The sequence below is a fragment of the Rhodococcus sp. Leaf233 genome (assembly GCF_001426165.1).
Lineage (GTDB): Bacteria > Actinomycetota > Actinomycetes > Mycobacteriales > Mycobacteriaceae > Rhodococcoides > Rhodococcoides fascians.
The window spans coordinates 1-16,444 of the sequence record NZ_LMRO01000010.1; the positions used below are offsets into that span (position 1 = coordinate 1).

General features: G+C 64.8%; 17 protein-coding genes and 2 pseudogenes. 9 read left to right on the forward strand and 10 right to left on the reverse strand.

Features of this window, described 5'->3' with window-relative positions; translation table 11 throughout:
* On the reverse strand, positions 1 to 80 hold an 80-nt coding region (locus ASH04_RS26575), incomplete at its 3' end, for a sugar phosphate nucleotidyltransferase (RefSeq protein ID WP_143546339.1).
* 147 nt (positions 81 to 227) lie between these two features.
* Here ASH04_RS26575 and ASH04_RS15565 point away from each other — a divergent pair.
* A complete protein-coding gene (locus tag ASH04_RS15565) occupies positions 228 to 746 on the forward strand; it encodes a maleylpyruvate isomerase family mycothiol-dependent enzyme (protein ID WP_052053688.1) in 519 nt (172 codons plus the stop codon).
* A 15-nt stretch (positions 747 to 761) separates the two neighbouring features.
* Here ASH04_RS15565 and ASH04_RS15570 read toward each other — a convergent pair whose 3' ends face one another.
* Genes ASH04_RS15570 through ASH04_RS27235 form a run of 3 tightly spaced genes read right to left on the reverse strand, consistent with a single transcriptional unit; the run spans position 762 to position 3,105 of the window.
* Entirely contained in the window at positions 762 to 1,118 is a 357-nt protein-coding gene (locus ASH04_RS15570) for a hypothetical protein (RefSeq protein ID WP_057473994.1), read from the reverse strand.
* Positions 1,115 to 2,326: a WXG100 family type VII secretion target gene (locus ASH04_RS15575; RefSeq protein ID WP_057473995.1), complete on the reverse strand. Its 1,212-nt coding sequence runs from the start codon at positions 2,324 to 2,326 to the stop codon at positions 1,115 to 1,117. Before ASH04_RS15575 ends, ASH04_RS15570 begins: the two co-directional genes overlap by 4 nt.
* Positions 2,323 to 3,105 (reverse strand): hypothetical protein, encoded by a 783-nt coding sequence (locus ASH04_RS27235; protein ID WP_235580025.1) that lies wholly within the window; start codon positions 3,103 to 3,105, stop codon positions 2,323 to 2,325. Before ASH04_RS27235 ends, ASH04_RS15575 begins: the two co-directional genes overlap by 4 nt.
* A 90-nt stretch (positions 3,106 to 3,195) precedes the next feature.
* Here ASH04_RS27235 and ASH04_RS27240 point away from each other — a divergent pair.
* From ASH04_RS27240 to ASH04_RS26200, 4 genes and pseudogenes are all read left to right on the forward strand, one after another.
* The coding region (locus tag ASH04_RS27240) for an NAD-dependent epimerase/dehydratase family protein (protein ID WP_235580026.1) at positions 3,196 to 3,494 on the forward strand (299 nt) is incomplete at its 3' end.
* 1 nt (position 3,495) lies between these two features.
* A pseudogene (locus tag ASH04_RS27245) lies at positions 3,496 to 3,749 on the forward strand (GDP-mannose 4,6-dehydratase); the annotation flags it as partial.
* 1 nt (position 3,750) lies between these two features.
* Positions 3,751 to 4,172: pseudogene (locus ASH04_RS27250) on the forward strand (GDP-mannose 4,6-dehydratase); the annotation flags it as partial.
* A 28-nt stretch (positions 4,173 to 4,200) separates the two neighbouring features.
* Complete coding sequence (locus ASH04_RS26200) at positions 4,201 to 4,623, forward strand: GDP-mannose 4,6-dehydratase (protein WP_235580034.1); 423 nt, start codon at positions 4,201 to 4,203, stop codon at positions 4,621 to 4,623.
* Here the strand turns inward: ASH04_RS26200 and ASH04_RS15590 are convergent.
* From ASH04_RS15590 to ASH04_RS15610, 5 genes are read right to left on the reverse strand one after another with little or no spacing between them, the layout of a single operon-like run.
* Positions 4,620 to 5,456, reverse strand: coding sequence for a glycosyltransferase family 2 protein (locus ASH04_RS15590; protein ID WP_057473997.1), 837 nt, complete (start codon positions 5,454 to 5,456; stop codon positions 4,620 to 4,622). The two genes, ASH04_RS26200 and ASH04_RS15590, sit on opposite strands and share 4 nt — an antisense overlap.
* On the reverse strand, positions 5,453 to 5,920 hold the full coding sequence (locus ASH04_RS15595) for a GtrA family protein (RefSeq protein ID WP_032374162.1): 468 nt from the start codon (positions 5,918 to 5,920) through the stop codon (positions 5,453 to 5,455). Before ASH04_RS15595 ends, ASH04_RS15590 begins: the two co-directional genes overlap by 4 nt.
* On the reverse strand, positions 5,917 to 6,858 hold the full coding sequence (locus ASH04_RS15600; RefSeq protein ID WP_057473998.1) for an NAD-dependent epimerase/dehydratase family protein: 942 nt from the start codon (positions 6,856 to 6,858) through the stop codon (positions 5,917 to 5,919). The genes ASH04_RS15595 and ASH04_RS15600 overlap by 4 nt, the downstream gene beginning before the upstream one ends.
* Positions 6,855 to 7,850 (reverse strand): glycosyltransferase, encoded by a 996-nt coding sequence (locus ASH04_RS15605; RefSeq protein ID WP_057474153.1) that lies wholly within the window; start codon positions 7,848 to 7,850, stop codon positions 6,855 to 6,857. Before ASH04_RS15605 ends, ASH04_RS15600 begins: the two co-directional genes overlap by 4 nt.
* Before the next feature lie 41 nt (positions 7,851 to 7,891).
* A complete protein-coding gene (locus ASH04_RS15610; protein WP_156394566.1) occupies positions 7,892 to 10,144 on the reverse strand; it encodes a hypothetical protein in 2,253 nt (750 codons plus the stop codon).
* A 163-nt stretch (positions 10,145 to 10,307) separates the two neighbouring features.
* On the opposite strand from ASH04_RS15610, the gene ASH04_RS15615 reads away from it, so the two are divergent.
* The 4 genes from ASH04_RS15615 (at position 10,308) to ASH04_RS15630 (ending at position 15,555) form a co-directional block, all read left to right on the forward strand.
* Positions 10,308 to 12,095: an N-acyl-D-amino-acid deacylase family protein gene (locus ASH04_RS15615; RefSeq protein WP_032371680.1), complete on the forward strand. Its 1,788-nt coding sequence runs from the start codon at positions 10,308 to 10,310 to the stop codon at positions 12,093 to 12,095.
* Positions 12,096 to 12,698: a TetR/AcrR family transcriptional regulator gene (locus tag ASH04_RS15620; protein WP_057473999.1), complete on the forward strand. Its 603-nt coding sequence runs from the start codon at positions 12,096 to 12,098 to the stop codon at positions 12,696 to 12,698. It abuts the gene before it with no gap.
* Positions 12,695 to 13,528, forward strand: a complete 834-nt coding sequence (locus ASH04_RS15625) for an alpha/beta fold hydrolase (protein ID WP_032366777.1) — start codon at positions 12,695 to 12,697, stop codon at positions 13,526 to 13,528. Before ASH04_RS15620 ends, ASH04_RS15625 begins: the two co-directional genes overlap by 4 nt.
* 137 nt (positions 13,529 to 13,665) lie before the next feature.
* On the forward strand, positions 13,666 to 15,555 hold the full coding sequence (locus ASH04_RS15630; protein ID WP_057474000.1) for a glycosyltransferase: 1,890 nt from the start codon (positions 13,666 to 13,668) through the stop codon (positions 15,553 to 15,555).
* Here ASH04_RS15630 and ASH04_RS15635 read toward each other — a convergent pair whose 3' ends face one another.
* On the reverse strand, positions 15,556 to 16,419 hold the full coding sequence (locus tag ASH04_RS15635; RefSeq protein WP_057474001.1) for a TylF/MycF/NovP-related O-methyltransferase: 864 nt from the start codon (positions 16,417 to 16,419) through the stop codon (positions 15,556 to 15,558).
* Positions 16,420 to 16,444: the final 25 nt, after the last annotated feature.

Below are 16,444 nucleotides of genomic sequence, written 5' to 3' on the forward strand. Positions count from 1 at the left end.
GGGACCAGCTGTTTGCTCACTCCCATCGTGATCGGATGAAGCCGTGAGCCCGTGCCGCCCGCCAGAATGATTCCCCGCATGAGCCCGAAGTCTTCCAGACCCTCCGATCACCCGCTCGGTCGTGCACCTTCGTTTCCGGCGCGCGAGGTGGCAACTGCCCATAGACTCCGGCCAGCCCTGCCCCGTTCCGACGGAACCGCCCGTCGACCGAACAAAGGACAAGTCACGTGACGACGAGTAGCCAGATCGCCACCGGTGCCACTCAGATCACCGAATTGATGGCCGGAATGACCGACGCCGAACGCGCGTCGGCCACGCCCTGCACGGAGTGGACAGTCGCTGACCTGACGGACCACCTGGTGCACACCGCGGCCAACCTGGTGACGATGGCGCGAGGTGGGGAGATCGACTGGTCGGCCGCACCCGAGCCCTTCTCGGATCCGGTTCCGCTGTGGACCGCCCGGACCCGCGAACTGCTGACCGAGCTCGACGCAGGTTCACCGCTGCCGGCCGGCATGGTCGCTGCTGAACTTTCGGTGCACGCGTGGGACCTTGCGACCGCGCTCGGGCGCGGTACCGACGACTTCGACCAGACCGTGGCGGAGGAGGGGATGGTGTTCATGTCGGCCAATATGACCGATGAGCGCAGGGGTGGTGCCTTCGATCCCGAGCAGCCTGCACCCGACGGAGCAAACGCGTACGAGCGCATCGCGGCTTTTGCCGGGCGCACTGTTCGACGGTCCTGACACGTCCAGCGGCACTCACTCCCACGGGATTCGATAGGGCTGAGACAGGGCGTCGGTCGTCGATGTCGGCCATTCCGACGGCCACACGATCAGCGGATCGGCTGTGAGCTCGTCCACCTCCGGAGGCAGCGGATTCGCGTCCACCTGGATTCGTTCCCAACAGCATTCACCCGACGCGACGCGGCGTGCGTAGTGGATCAGGTCGGCCGACGCTCGCGGTGAGGACGCCACGCGGGCCAGTAGTTCCGTTGTGACGGTCCGGGTTTTCAGGTCTGCGTTCGAAGCGCGTGTACGCGTGGCTTCGAGCTCTCCGCAGGATGCCATCAGTCGGTCGTAGGCAGCGCGGGCGTGCGGAGGCAGGGACTCGATCATGCGTCTTGCCATGGTTCGTCGCCGGTGCCGACGGAGAAGTCCTCGTCCGGTGTGTCGAGTACCGGTCGGATATCCGCGGTCTTGCCCGCTTCGACGGCTTGCTTGCCGTAGTCGAGGAGGTCGTTCAGCGGTCGCAGTCTGTCGTCGATCTTCTGGCCCACCTGGCCTTCGGGGTCGCCGAGCGCATCGAGGAACCCGCCGAAGTCGTCGACCACCTGCTCGATCTTCACAATGAGATCCTTGGTCAGATCCATTGCCGTCAAGCATATTTCGACGATGCTCTCCACCTGCCATGCAGTGCCGACCACCGGCACTTTCTTGAGCACGACCTTCAGCGCACCGCGGGCGTTGTCGACGGCCACTTCGGACTCGAGCAATTCGACGATCTTGCGGACCACTGCCAGCGCTGCGCCACGAAGTTGCTCGGCAATGGCTGTACAGATTGCGGCGATCGTTCGGCCGGCATGCCCTTCCCATCGCATTGCGGCGAGTTGTCGGTCGGCATAGTCGGTGAATGCCTGTGCGGCTGCACCGTTCCAGTGACCGTCGACGCGGCGTACTCCTGCAGCCAACGACTCTGCTGCGGCTTCCATGGCGTCGCCCGCAATCTGGTACGCCTGACCGATTCGACGGATTTCGTTCCAGTTGCCGGTGACAGGAATGGTCGCTTCGCGTAGCGGACTCCACCCGGAGAGTTCGAAGATCGTTCGGTCGATCTCGCCGAGCCACTCGGAGGCATCGGCGAGCACGTCGCGGATGTCGTCGATGACGGGATTGGTTGGAGGATAATCGATTCCGTGAGGCTGACCGTAGTCAGCGGCACCGTCGAATTCGTCTATATGCCCGGCCGCGGCGTGATCCGAACTCCCGAGGTCGCTGCCGGGTAGCGGTGGCACAGATGTGTGGGCGTTGAGCAGGTCGTAATTCTTTCGATCTTGATCGGCATACAACCAGGCAGCTTTGTTCAGCTCGGCCCCCATCTCGCCGCAGTTGGCCGACAGGTGAACGTGTCGGGTGCGGGTCATCTCTTGGAAGCGCGCGATATACGGACGGAGCTTCTTCAGAATTTCTCCGACCACGTTCTCGCCGAGGCCCGCATTTTCGAGCAAGTAGTGGTGACTGGCCAGGGTATCGGCACCGATGCGATCGAAAAGATTACCGAGGCCGGCGATGTTTGTTGCGTCCGCCGAAAGGAGTTCTTTGGTCATCGCGTCACACCGTCAAGATCGCTACGGCGGAGTGTGGAAATGATGTCTTCGACGACCGAATGATCCACTGCCCCGTCGACAGCGAGGTCCCGCTTCACGAAGAACACGGCGACCGTCGCCGTCGCGAACCCGGGCACGGCAACGACATCGAACGTCCCCTCCGTGGGGTCACAGTCGGCTCGCTTGTGCACGCTCGATGCCGTGACGGTGTATCGCACAGCAGGCCCGCCTGCGACCTCGATGTCGCTCGGCTGCGAGTACTCGATTCGAGGCGGTGCGGCGGAGTCGTCGCCGAAGATGATCTCCGCGCCTCGTGCTGCGTCGAGCGCTGCGGTGTGCAGATCCATCCCGCGGCGTCCGGTCATGCCGGACATGGCAAGCGTCGACCCGTCGGATTCCGGGCAGTAATTGCTCCCGAAATCTCCGATCGAGCCGTAGACGACCGATCGACCGGCATTCGACCAACCCGCGATTCCGGTCGAAAAGTTTCGCCACTCTGCTGGTATCTCGTAAGTCCAGCCGAATTTGGTGGCGATGGGCTGCGGCTGCCCGTCGGGCACCTCGATTTGCGGTGGCGGGCGTTCCATCGACGGAAAACCCGGCGGCAGGGGCGGCGGCACTGTCGTCGAGCCCGTGGGTTTCGGCGACACCGGTGGCAGAGTGCGTACACCCTCGTACGGTTCCGGCACTTGCGGAGCCAGCTGCGGAATTGCCCACATGAGCCCGAACAGCAGCGTTATCAGTGCCGCGAGACGGACAAGAATTTTTCCCAGACCCATTGACGTACTCCCCCCGAAGTCGAACAGAAGCTAGCACGCGCGCCCGACAAGAACGGCCCGCACAACCCTCCACCGGTAAAGTGCCTGTTCATGAGAATTCTCGTCACGGGTGGGGCCGGGTTCATCGGCGCGAACTTCGTACATCAGACCCTCGCGCAGCGCCCCGACTCCCAGGTCACCGTGCTCGACAAGCTCACCTACGCCGGCAACAAGGCCTCTCTGGACCCCGTCGCCGATCGCATCGACTTCGTGCACGGCGACATCGCCGACGCCGATCTCGTCGACCGCCTCGTCCGCGAGACCGATCTCGTCGTCCACTTCGCCGCCGAATCCCACAACGACAACTCGTTGACCGACCCGTGGCCGTTCGTCCACACCAACGTCATCGGNCTCGTCCGCGAGACCGATCTCGTCGTCCACTTCGCCGCCGAATCCCACAACGACAACTCGTTGACCGACCCGTGGCCGTTCGTCCACACCAACGTCATCGGMACCACCACSYTGCTCAACGCGGTCCGCGARCACGACGTCCGCTACCACCACATCTCCACCGACGAGGTCTACGGCGACCTCGAACTCGACGATCCGGCGAGATTCACCGAATCGACCCCGTACAACCCGTCGAGCCCGTACTCCTCGACCAANTCTCCACCGACGAGGTCTACGGCGACCTCGAACTCGACGATCCGGCGAGATTCACCGAATCGACCCCGTACAACCCGTCGAGCCCGTACTCCTCGACCAAGGCGTCGAGCGATCTGCTGGTGCGCGCCTGGACCCGATCGTTCGGGGTCCGCTCCACCATCTCGAACTGCTCCAACAACTACGGCCCGTATCAGCACGTGGAGAAGTTCATCCCGCGTCAGATCACCAACATCCTCAGCGGCTCACGCCCCAAGCTCTACGGCGCCGGGCAGAACGTGCGCGACTGGATCCACGTCGACGACCACAACAGCGCCGTCTGGGCCATCATCGACGGCGGCCGCATCGGCGAGACCTACCTCATCGGAGCCGACGGCGAAGCCAACAACCGCACCGTCCTCGAAGCGATCCTCGAAGAAACCGGCNGGCCGAGCGCTTCGGCAGATCACCAACATCCTCAGCGGATCACGCCCCAAGCTCTACGGTGCCGGSCAGAACGTGCGCGACTGGATCCACGTCGACGACCACAACAGCGCCGTCTGGGCCATCATCGACGGCGGCCGCATCGGCGAGACCTACCTCATCGGAGCCGACGGCGAAGCCAACAACCGCACCGTCCTCGAAGCGATCCTCGAAGAAACCGGCCACGAGCCCGACGCATTCGACTTCGTCACCGACCGCCCCGGCCACGACCTGCGCTACGCCATCGACTCGACCAAGCTGCGCACCGAATTAGGTTGGACACCAACGTATGTCGACTTCCGCGCCGGGTTGAAGGCAACCGTCGATTGGTACCGCGACAATGAGCAGTGGTGGCGACCGCAGAAAGACGCCACCGAAGCGGTCTATGCGGCGAAGGAGTCCGTACTGCCTTAGCTGCTGCGCGACATCCTATGTCGCAGCAGCAGGTACACGGCTCGCCGCATGAACGAGGTCATGAGTGCCTTGGCGTTGCCGATGCGAACGTCACTGTCGGACAACAACGTCGGGTCGCTCGCCTGGAGGGAGCGGTGGAAGTCGGCGGCCTGACGGGCCTGCTGGGTGGCGAGCTCGACGCTCCACTGTCCCGAGTTGATGCGAAACGACGCCAGCGGCTGGGGAATGGCAACGATGTCGCCGCGCAGCGCTACGGCGATGAAGGTGGCCTGGTCGATCAGGTACGGATGACTGTTGTCCCACAGTCCGACTGCGCGCAGTTCCGAGAGCTTCATCATGACGCCGCCGGGTTCACCGAAGATGTTGGCTCCGGCCCGAACTGCTGTTCTCGCGGCCACTCGACCCGACGTCTTTCCCTGTAGTCCGCCGAGTCCGCGCGCGGCGATGACGGTTTTGCTGTTGGCGTCGATCAACGTGCGCTGCGCGGCGACGAGTACCGCGGTCGGATGGGCGTCGAAGGCCTGTACCTGGGCGGCGAGAGCGGTGCGGTGGATGGTGTCGTCACCGCACACGAGTTTGATCAGCTCGCCCGATGCTTCCTCGGTGACGCGATTCCAGTTGGCCTGTGCCCCGCCGCCCGCGGGTGTGGTGAGGAGGCGAATGCGTGGATCGTCGTACTTCTCGGCAACGGCCAGGGTGCCGTCGGTCGACGAGTGATCGGCAATGACCAGCTCGAAGTCCGTGAACGTCTGGGCGAGAATCGAATCGATGGTCTCGGCCAGGTATTCGGCGTTGTTGTACGCCGGGACGACGACGGAAACTCGGGGTGTCATGGTGTGGGGTCCTGGCTCTTTCTGCGAAACGAGAAGTCGCGGTAGCCGAAGAAGCTGACGACTGCCATCACTGCTGTGACGACCAATTGGGAAGGGATGGGCGGGAAGTGGAACACCGAGACGGCGAGGGTCATCAGTGAGATGTTGGCGAGGAACGCTCCGAAGTTGACCACGAAGAACCGGAGCAGATCTCTGAAGAAGTGCCCGCGAACGCGAAACACGAGGTAGCGATACATCGCGAACGCGCACAGTACGTTGCAGAGATACCCGAGCACGATGGCGGCGTGGTAGCCGTATCGCTCGCCGATCAGCAACTGCCACACGATGAACCATGCGGTGCCCAGTGCGGTGTTGACGCCGCCGACGAGCAGAAATGCGATTTTCTGATTCTTGACGATGCGCATCAGTGGTCCCGGTGCACCGTTCATGCCGGCCGGAGGCGCGGGAGTCTGCGGTTCGGTCATCGGCCCACCGCCAGTGCCTGACGCGTCGCGAACAGGGTCGAGGCGATACCCGCAGGCAGTGTGCGGTGGGTGCGTCGATCGATCTGCGGCCAGACCGTCGACCGCAGGCGTAGGTCGCGTCCTTGGAACGCCGCGAGGGGAGAGGCCGCCAGCACTACGTTGGGCCGTCGACGAAAGACCGTTCGGCAGGCACCGAGAATGGAACCGATGGTGACGGCCTCACCCGAGGCGAAGATCTTGACGGTCGGAGCGATACGTCGTTCGGCGGAGACGGCGAGGGCGTCGGCCACCATTTCGGCGGCGTCGCTGACGTAGAGGTAATCGCGCAGGGTGTCCATGGGGACGTAGATCGACACCGGTGAGGCCATCAGGTATCCGCGGCACAGGTGTGAGATCAACCCCTGAGGTTTCGCGAGATTCTGTCCCGGGCCGTAGAGGTTGGCGAATCGGCCGACGACAACGTTGACCCCGGTGCGGACGCCGAATTCGGTCGCGACCGACTCGGACTGCAGTTTCGCGAAACCGTAGTCACCCAACGGGATCGGCGGTGTTTCTTCGTCGTGTGGGGCTCCCGGTGCGCCGGCGTAGACGCCTCCGGCAGACGACGCGAGAAACACCGTTCCGGTGTCCGTGCGGTCCGCAGCGACGGACTCGACCCGGGCCAGTACGGTCCGGATCAGATCGTTCTCTTCGGCGAATTGTGCTGCGCTGGTGCCGTTCACGCCGGCTCCGGCGGCCCAGACGACGTTCCACGCGCCGGTCCGGAAGGAGTCGAAGAAAGCCGAACAGCGTTGCAGCAGGGTTTCTTCGGCCAGTGACCTGTCGGACCACGGGATTGCACTGGTGTGCACGTGATGTCCGCGTCGTCGAGCTTCCCGCGTCACCGATGCGCCGAGCAGTCCGCCGCTGCCGACGACCCAGGTGTGCGTCGCGCTCACGCCGGCGGTGCGGGATCGGTCGACGGTCCGGTGCGTCCGAGGGGCCCGTTTCCAGGGTCGGTCACGATCAGGTAGGGCGGCTTGCCCATGGCGGTCTTGACGTTGACGCCGACGTACTCGGCCACCACTCCGAGCGAGAACAGGGTGGCTCCGAAGCCGAACAGCAGGATCACCATCGTCGATGCCCAGCCTCGCACTTCGGCACCGGAATCGAAGACGAAGTACGACACCAGCACGTAGGCGACGAGAACGAGGCCGAGTAGCGCGAACGCGATGCCGATGAAGGACACCAGTCGCAGACCTTTGGTGCCGCTGGAGAGCACCATTCGCCAGAAGTGCGACAGAAGCGTCCGCAGTCGGTATCCCGATCGACGGTCCACTTCTTCTCGCAGGGCCACCGGGCTCGTCGTGACGTCGCCTGCAATCCACCCGAGTGCGATGTCGAGGTATGCCTCGGAGCCGGCGTAGGCGGCAACGGATCGACCGACTTCGCCGAGGACCAAGCGGTAGCTCTGGTAGTCGACGGTGTTGTCCCCGGCCAGAGCCTTGGCGATGAGCCACTTCGCTCCGCGTGAGGCGGCGTTGCGCCAGAGTCCGTGCGGTGCGACGTTCGTCGGCTTGGCATAGACGACGGTGGATTGCCGATCGAGGGCGGTGTCGAGCATGCCGCCGATCGCGGCCGGGTCGTGTTGGCCGTCCTCGTCCATCGTGACGATCCACTCGCCGCCGCTCGAAGCCATGCCGGCGAGGGTGGCGGGGTGTTGGCCGAAATTGCGACTGAGCCACACGCCACGAACGAACGAATGCGCCTCGGTCAGCTGCCGGATCACGGCTGCGGAGTTGTCGGGTCCGTGATCGAACACGAGGAGAACTTCTTCGACGATCATCGGCCGCCCGAGGGGCGTGTGGGTGACCTGCGTCAACGGGATGATCTCGTCCATCAGCGCGCTGAGCGTCCGTTCGCCCTGGTAGACCGGAACCACGATGGAGATGCGGTGCGGAGCAGCAGCGTCGGACGTCACGAGGTCTGACCCTATCTGCTGGACGTCGTACTGCCGAACTCCGGCGCGGAGGGGCGTCGACGTCGTCGAACATCGAGTACGACCAGGCCGATCAGCACCATCACCCCACCGGCCATGGCAGCGAGTCCGAGTCGTTCACCGGGCGGCCGGAAGGTGAGTTCGAGGTCCGCTGCGTCGGTGCCGGGCGGCAGGTCGACGTACAGGAAGATATCGGCCAGGCCTTTCGTTTGCAGCGGCTCACCGTTCAGAGTGGCGGTGTAGCCGGGCCAGGCCAACCGCGAGAAGACGACGCTGCCGCCGGCGGGGGCGGAGACGGTGACGTGCTCGGAGTCCGCGTCGGACGAGATCGGGTCGGCGGAGGCGTTCACCGTCGCTACGACGCGTCCCGACGCGTCAGGAATCAATCCATCGACGCGTTCGAGGACGTAGACCTGCCGAGCGGAGTCGGGGGTGGGCGCGGTGACCCACTGCCAGCCTGCGGGCGCGGCCTCCCTCTCGGCCAGCGGATACTGCAGTTTCTGCAGTACGACGCGGTCGAGCTGCATCAGATCGGCATAGGTCTTGCCGGTGTACGGCTCGATCTCGAAGAGCCGATCGAAGGCGTCGGTGCAGGTCGAACCCTCGTGCTCGAAGCACAGCAGGTTTGCGAAATCGAGGTAGCCGACGGGGGTGTAGGCGTTGACGTAATCCAGGCCCATCACCTTGGCGGAGTTGCCGTAGACCTGCGAGTGCCACGGCAGTTGCGGGTCGTCGGGCCCGTCGGCTTCGGTCTCGGTCAGCGCACGACTGCCGAGCTGCAGCGTCGAGCCCTGCCACTGCGGGAACTGCGCCTTGGCCTCGGACTGCGAGGTGGGGAGCCACCATTTGGCGAACGGTGGTTGATATCCGGCCACCTGGTACATCGCGATCGGCGCGATCGTGACCAGGATCAGCGCGGCGGTGGCCCGGGTGGAGAAGCGGTGAGCGAGCAGCAGGGCGAGTGCGCCGACCAGCAGGATCGCGAGCGCAGCAACGATGTGGCGGCCGAAGAACTCCGGACCCGACGAGCCTGCACGCAGCAGCAACACCAGCGTGAGCAGGCCGGCGGCGAGCAGTCGGGGCCGCAGCTTGTCCAGAGTTCCGTATCGGCTGATCAGGGTGACGACGAGGATCAACGCGACGATGGCGACGAAGGGGAGGATGCGCGCGGGCCAGCGGATGGGGCCGATGTCGCTGGGGCCCGCGGTGAAGACCAGCGCGAACGCCAACAGAATCAGTGGTGCGGCCAGCTCACGCAAGGCCGCGGGCACCCGACGCCACGCGATGAACGCGAGCGCAGGGACGAGGAACCAGGCGATGTAGGTGACCGGGGATTCGGTGGTCTCGCCTGCCCACGATTCGATGCTGGTCACGGCCGTAGGGATGCTGGCGGTCAACGATTCCGACCACGGTGCCGTCAGGAAGTTGTCGTTGAACGTTCCCTCGTCACCGCTGCGCCAGGTGACCGCGGAGGTCAGTACTCCCGGCAGGAAGGTGACGGCCCCGCAGGCGGCCGCGGCGATGCCGACGCTGCACACCTTCAGCGCCGGACGCCACAGGCGCTGGAACAACCGTTCACCGATGGCGACCGAGCCGATCATGACGCCGGCCATGACCGCGGCGTGGACGTATCCCACGCTGATGGCCAGGTAGAGGAACACGAACGGCACGACGGGGCCGCTGTGGCCGCGGGCGTACTTCACCGAGCTCGCCCATGCGTTGGTGATGTACGCGGTGCCGATGAGGGCCGTCACCCACGAGGTGTTCTCGAAGAACAGGGTGAATCCGACGAACGGCGCGCTCGCGCCTGCGACAGCGGCCCAGTTGGCGCGTGCCCCGTAGACGAGCGCGACGCGGTACACACCCCAGGCCAGCAGGATCGAGAAGCCGAGTTTGACGACCGTCGCGAGCAGGACCAGGTTGTCGATCGAGGGCGAGACGTAGTTGATCGCCATCTGCACCGGGTTCCACAGTCCACCCTGGCCTTCGACGGGATAGTTGCCCGCCATCCACTGATCGAGCACGAGGGACGGGAAGTGACCGTCGCGCATGATGCGCCCGAGTTGAAGCCAGTTGGGGATGGCACCGGATTCGGTGTCGTCGATGTAGAAGAAGCGAGGGTCGACGCTGAGCACCAAGAGATAGCCCAACACGACGACGGCCGCAATCGCCGCTCCCCATACGAGGCGCTCTCGTCTGCTGTCGGGCAGGGAGCTGCTCGCGATCTGGGTATCCGTGGTGGGCAAGGGTCAACTCCGTGAGTTCGGGCAAAGACACCCGACTGTAGCTGTCGTCTTGCTCCCGAGCCGAAACGCCGACGCATGCATCACGCAGATGTCCGCAGGAAAGCGGCTATTGCGAGTGACCACTCTCTAAGTTACTGTTTCGTCATTCTATGACGGAGGTCACATGAACCCGAACATTCCTTTCGATGTCGTAATCGCCGGCGGAACCGTGTACGACGGATCCGGCGGCCCGGGAGTTCGGGCGGATGTGGGCATCGTCGACGGCGTCGTGCGGGCCGTGTCGTCCACTCCCCTCGAGGCGGGCGCGACGACCGAGGTCGTCGACGCCACCGGCAAGTGGGTCACGCCGGGCTTCGTGGACGTACACACCCATTACGACGCAGAGGTGTTGGTCGGGCCGGGTCTCGAAGAATCCGTCCGGCACGGGGTCACGACGGTTCTCCTGGGCAACTGTTCGTTGTCGACGCTCTATTCCACTCCGGTCGACATCGCGGACCTGTTCAGTCGGGTCGAGGCACTGCCGCGAGATCATGTCCTCAAAGCCGTCGATGCGCACAAAAATTGGAACAGTCCCGACGAGTACATCGCAGCCCTCGAGCGCCTGCCTCTCGGGCCCAATATTGCTGCGTTGGTGGGTCATTCGGATCTCCGTGCGCACGTCATGGGTCTCGACCGCTCGACCGATCGCAGTCAGAAGCCCACCCGCGAGGAATGGCGTGCCATGTCCGACGCGCTCGAGAAGGCGCTCGACGCCGGGCTGCTCGGAATGTCGACCATGACGAACCCGTGGGACAAGTTGGACGGCGATCGATACCGGTCTCGTTCGTTACCGTCCTCGTATGCGCGGTGGAGCGAATTCCGTTCTCTGCACAAGATTCTGCGTCGACGCGGTCGGTTGTTGCAGAGCATTCCGAACCTGAACACCAAGTACGACATGTTGTTCTTCCTCGCCTCGGCCACCGGGGTCGGCCGCACTCCGCTCAAGATCTCGTTGCTGGCGGCGGCCGATGCCAAGGCGTCGCCGTGGATCCATCGCGTCTTCGGCCCGCTCGCCCGGATGGTCAACGGCCCGGGCAAGGGCCAGTTCCGCTGGCAGCACCTCCCCACCACGTTCGACGTGTATTCCGACGGCATCGATCTCGTGGTGTTCGAGGAGTTCGGCTCCGGCCGCGCCGCACTGCATCTGCGAGAAGAGTTGGGACGCAACGAGTTGCTGTCCGACGAGGCCTACCGCCGCTGGTTCCGTGCCGACTTCGAGAAGAAGTTCAGCTCGCGCGTCTGGCATCGTGACTTCGCCGACGCCGAGATCACCGAATGCCCCGACGCCTCGGTCGTCGGAAAGAACATCGCGGAGGTCGCGGCCGAACGTGGTGTGCACGTGGTGGACGCGTTCCTCGATCTGGTGGTCGAGCACGGCCGAAAGTTGCGCTGGCACACGACGGTTGCCAATCACCGCAAGCGGCAGATGGACAAGCTGATCAATCAGCCCGGGGTGACCGTGGGTTTCTCCGATGCCGGTGCTCATCTGCGCAACATGGCGTTCTACAACTTCGGCATTCGGTTGCTGCACCGCGTGCACGACGCGCGAAACGATCGCCGGCCGTTCATGACCGTGGAGAAGGCAGTGCACAAGCTCAGCGGTGAACTGGCCGACTTCTACGGTGTCGACGCCGGGCACCTGCGGGTGGGGGACCGTGCCGATATCGTCGTGATCGACCCGAAGGGCCTGAACGAGGATGTCCTGGCCTATCGCGAGGAGACCATGCCGGAATTCGGTGGCCTGAGCCGCATGGTCAATCGCAACGACCGAGCAGTCACCGCCACTCTGGTCGCGGGCCGAGTCGTGTTTTCCGGCGGCACCTTTGCGCCCTGGTTCGGTGTGTCGGAGCGGGCCGGTAGCTTCCTGCGGGCAGGCACTCCCACGGCCCCTCGACGCCGGGAGCGTGTGTGAGTGGCGAGTCAACACCAGCGCCGAACCGAGACCATCGGAAAACTGCTCGACGCGACTATCGCGTCGTTGTGCGAGAAGGGCTACGCCGCAACCAGTGTCAGTGGAATAGTCAGCCGTGCCGGGGTGTCGTCCGGGGCCATGTTTCGGCATTTCGACACCAGGCTCGACCTGATCGTCGCTGCAGCCGACGAGGTTCGTCGACGTCAGTTCGAGGAGTTTCGCCGCGGCCTGTCCGGTTTCGGCAGTGCGTCCATCGAGCACTGTCTCGAACTGCTCAGAGCAGCGTGCCGCGCCCCGATCAACGGGGCCTGGTACGAGTTGTTGACCGCCGCCCGCAGCGACGACGAGCTGCGAGAGAGACTGCAGCCGTTCACCGTTCGATATCACGAGCAGATCGCCGAACTTGCTCGTGCGCTTCCCGTTGCCGGCGTGATCGATCCGCAGCATCTGGAAACGGTGGTCTTCAGTGTCGTCCACCTGCTCGACGGCGAGGCGTTGGCAGCCGTGGTTCATCCGCAGCCCGAGCAGGAAGCCATGCGGCTGAGGATGATTGCCCACCTGTTGCGCGGCGGCGCACTGCATGCCCTGACCGACGCGGGATGACTCACTGGACGGTACGCATCGCCGGTGCCGAGCTTCCCGTTTTCGAGTACGGGATCCCGACAGCCCGCTCGACGGTGTTGCTGGTGCACGGCTATCCCGATAACCATCACGTGTTCGATCCGCTGATCACCGCGCTCGGTGACACGGTCCGGGTGATCGCCTACGACACACGAGGCAGCGGAGCGTCCGTGCTGGAGCCTGCGGCGGACGTTGCCATCGAGCAGCTGGCGCGGGATGCCTTCGCGGTGGTCGAGTCGATTCCGGGCCTCACCGGCAAGGTCCATGTGTTCGCCCACGACTGGGGGTCGGTCCAGATGTGGGAGGCGATGGCCTCGCCTCGGGCGAGCACCGCATTCGCGTCGTACACGTCGGTGTCCGGGCCCAGTCTGGATCATCTGCGGCAGGTGGCGCGGGCGCGGTCGGTCCGGCCGCATCGGTGGCCGTCACTGGTGGGACAGTTGGCCAGGTCCTGGTACGTCTTCGGGTTTCACGTGCCCGTCCTGCGATCGCGAGTACCGGCTCTGCTGGCCCGACTGCAGGCGGCGGGCGAGCCGACCCCGACGGCGGCCGACCAACAGCGCGGCATCGCGCTGTACCGGGCCAACGTGCTGCGGCGTGTGCTCCGTGGGCCCGATCCGCGATGCGTCGTCCCGACCACCGTGGTGGTCCCGACACACGACCCGATGCTGTCGACGAACCTCACCGACGGTCTCGGTCGGTGGATCCCCGACCTGCGCGTCGTTCACGTCGAGGCGGGCCACTGGTGGCCGTACACGCACCCGGCCGATGCCGCTCGCGTGCTGATGGAAAGGGTTCGCGAAGGGGAGTAGGTGGCGGGCAGTGCGGCGAGCGTCGGACGGATCGGCCGTGGGCTGTGCAACCATGGTCAGTGGTCTTCTTCTCGGTACGGCCACACCTGTGATCGCTCGAACTGTCACTACTCGAACTGGATGGGGTATTTCTCGGTATGGACGGCACTGCTCTCGATCGTCTCGGTTCCTCGGACGTGCCGGCTGCCGCCGGCGGTGACGACACGGCCGAACTGACAGTTCAGAGGCTCCTGTTCGACGGCCCGTCGCCCCTGGTCAGCGCAGACATGTACAGCGAGGTCCGCAAGGGCAACGCCGAGCGCACCCGCACCGGTGTCCGGATCGCCAAGCGCAGCGTCGTACATACCAACAGCTACTTCGGACGGTTCCCGGCCAGCTACTGGCAGCGGTGGACCACCGTCACCGAGGTGGTGTTCCAGGCCACCGTCGCAGGTGCCGGCCGCGTGGATCTGGTGGCCACCGACTACAAGGGCCACCAGCGCACGATGGCCAGCACCACCGTCGATTCCGCGAACGCGTCGACACGATTGTCCGTCCCCGTCGCAACGACGCAGTTCCTCGACGGCGGCGCACTGTTCGTTCGCTTCACCACGACGTCCAGCGAGCTGTCTGTGCAGGACGCGGAATGGACCGTCGCCGCTCCCGAGAAGCTGCGTCCCACCTCGGTGGTGATCTGCACGTTCAACCGTGCCGACGACTGCGCCAACACCGTCGCAGCAATGGCCGACGACCCGATCGCTTTGCTCGGTGTCGACAACGTCTACGTCGTCGATCAGGGCACCGATCAGGTGCAGACGCGGGAGAAGTTCCAGCGTGTGGCGGCCGAGCTTGGCGACAAGCTCGTCTACATCACCCAGCCCAATCTCGGCGGCGCGGGCGGATTCACCCGTGGCCTGTACGAGGTGCAGGGCAAGGGCGGCGATCCGGCCAACGTGATCTTCATGGACGACGACGTGCTGTGCGAGCCCGAGGCGATCGTGCGCATGAACTCGTTCGCCAACATGACCGTCGAGCCGGCGATCATCGGCGCGCAGATGCTGTACCTGCTGCACCCCGACCGCGTGCACGTCGGTGCCGAGGTGGCCAACCTGCAGAAGCTCGAGGCCGGAGTCCACGTCAAGAACGCGGTATCGGACAAGAGCGCATTCAAGCGCAAGCGTCAGCAGGACGTCCGCGTCGATGCCGGATACAACGGCTGGTGGTCGTGCCTCATCCCGTCGGAGATCGTCGGGCAGGTCGGCTACCCGTTGCCGCTGTTCTTCCAGTGGGACGATATCGAGTACGGATACCGTTCGCGCGCAAACGGATTCGCCACCGTCACGCTGCCGGGCGCAGCGGTGTGGCATGCCGACTTCGCGTGGAAGGACTGGGACGAGTGGCACCGCTACTTCAACCTGCGCAACGGCATGATCACCGCCGCCCTGCATATCGAACTCGACGGTAAGGCGCTCGCGAAGCAGCTCTTCACCGATCTGCTCCGCTACCTGGTGTCGATGCAGTACGGCATGGCGTACACGCTGATCAAGTCCGTCGAGGACTTCCTGGCCGGTCCGGAACATCTGCTCGACGGCGGTATGGACGCGGCCGGTTCCATCCGGCGTGAGCGCGCAGCGTACGGAGAAACCAAGCGGCACAACGCCAACGACGTTCCGGGTGTGCGTCCGGCCGATATGTTCATCACCCCGGCCGGCCCACACCCGAAGAAGAGCATGGAATTCGCCGTGCTCGCCAAACGCGTCCTCAACCAGTGGCGCGGCACGGTCGATCCAGGCCCCGTTTCCATCTCGGCCGACGACGCGCACTGGTGGCACGTCTCGCTGTTCTCCCACGCGATCGTCACCGACCGTTCGCAGGAGGGCGTCCGAGTTCGCAAGCGCAACAAGGCACATGCCGTCGAGCTGCTCAAGCGCGGGGTGACGGCACTCAAGCGTCTGCGCACAGAGACACCCGCCGTGGCAGCGTCGTACCGCGCCGCCGTCCCGCAGCTGACGAGTCGCGAGAACTGGGCTCGCCTCTACGGACAGTAACTAGTTCGACCGGACCTTGGGTGCCGTGCGAATTCGTACGACGACCTGTTCGTTGTCGGCGGTGTACCCGAGGTAGTCGAATTCGGTGCCGGTGCGTGCGACGAATTCCGTCCACGCCCGGTACTCGTGGTTGCGCCAGCCGGGGAAGTTGAAGTACTCGTCGAACACGATGACGGTGCCCACTGCGAGTCGATCGGCCACGAGGTCCAGCACGGTGACCGTCGACGAGTACAGGTCTGCGTCGAGGTGCAGGAAGGCCAACTTCTCGTGGTGGCCCTTCAGGAAGCCCGGCAGCGAATCTTCGAACAATCCAGGGACGATCTGTGCGCCCGGCACTTCGGGGATGGTGTCCTGCTCGAACAGTCCCTTCGGGAAGCCCGTACGCCAGGTCTCGGGTAGGCCGGAGAACACGTCGAATCCGGCGACGACGGTGATGTCCTTACGCGACGCCAATTCCTCGGCGATGATCTCGAGAGTCGTCCCGCTGGCCACTCCGAACTCGAGCGCCATGCCGCGAATGGAGACCTCACCGAGTGCGAATCGCAGGGTTGCGTGCGGCCGCAGGAAGGTCGGTGCCTCCGGCATCATCTCTTCGGCGAACTCTGCGCTCTGGGCGGCGGCTTCGACGTCGGAAGCGTACGGAATGTCGCGACGCATCCGCATCTCGAGACCGCGAATGAAGGCGTGGAGGTCGTCGATCTCACGTCGCTGACGTTCGAGGACGTCGAGCAATGTCGCTTGCTGATCGCTCGTCTGCTCGGCCAGCTGCGCGGTCTGCTGCGCCAGAACCTCACCGATTGCTCGTTGAAGTTTTTCTCGAGCCGACGACTTGATGCGATCCGCGAGCTTCCGAGGTTCCGTCATGGGCACACGGTAGCCGGTGAGGGCG

What these genes read in the sequence shown, in the direction of transcription:
- ASH04_RS15595 (WP_032374162.1), bottom strand. Translation starts at nt 5,920, where the DNA reads ATGACCGAACCGCAGACTCCCGCGCCTCCGGCCGGCATGAACGGTGCA.
- ASH04_RS15615 (WP_032371680.1), top strand. Translation starts at nt 10,308, where the DNA reads ATGAACCCGAACATTCCTTTCGATGTCGTAATCGCCGGCGGAACCGTG.
- ASH04_RS15590 (WP_057473997.1), bottom strand. Translation starts at nt 5,456, where the DNA reads ATGACACCCCGAGTTTCCGTCGTCGTCCCGGCGTACAACAACGCCGAA.
- ASH04_RS27235 (WP_235580025.1), bottom strand. Translation starts at nt 3,105, where the DNA reads ATGGGTCTGGGAAAAATTCTTGTCCGTCTCGCGGCACTGATAACGCTG.
- ASH04_RS15575 (WP_057473995.1), bottom strand. Translation starts at nt 2,326, where the DNA reads ATGACCAAAGAACTCCTTTCGGCGGACGCAACAAACATCGCCGGCCTC.
- ASH04_RS15630 (WP_057474000.1), top strand. Translation starts at nt 13,666, where the DNA reads ATGGACGGCACTGCTCTCGATCGTCTCGGTTCCTCGGACGTGCCGGCT.
- ASH04_RS15570 (WP_057473994.1), bottom strand. Translation starts at nt 1,118, where the DNA reads ATGATCGAGTCCCTGCCTCCGCACGCCCGCGCTGCCTACGACCGACTG.
- ASH04_RS15635 (WP_057474001.1), bottom strand. Translation starts at nt 16,419, where the DNA reads ATGACGGAACCTCGGAAGCTCGCGGATCGCATCAAGTCGTCGGCTCGA.
- ASH04_RS15625 (WP_032366777.1), top strand. Translation starts at nt 12,695, where the DNA reads ATGACTCACTGGACGGTACGCATCGCCGGTGCCGAGCTTCCCGTTTTC.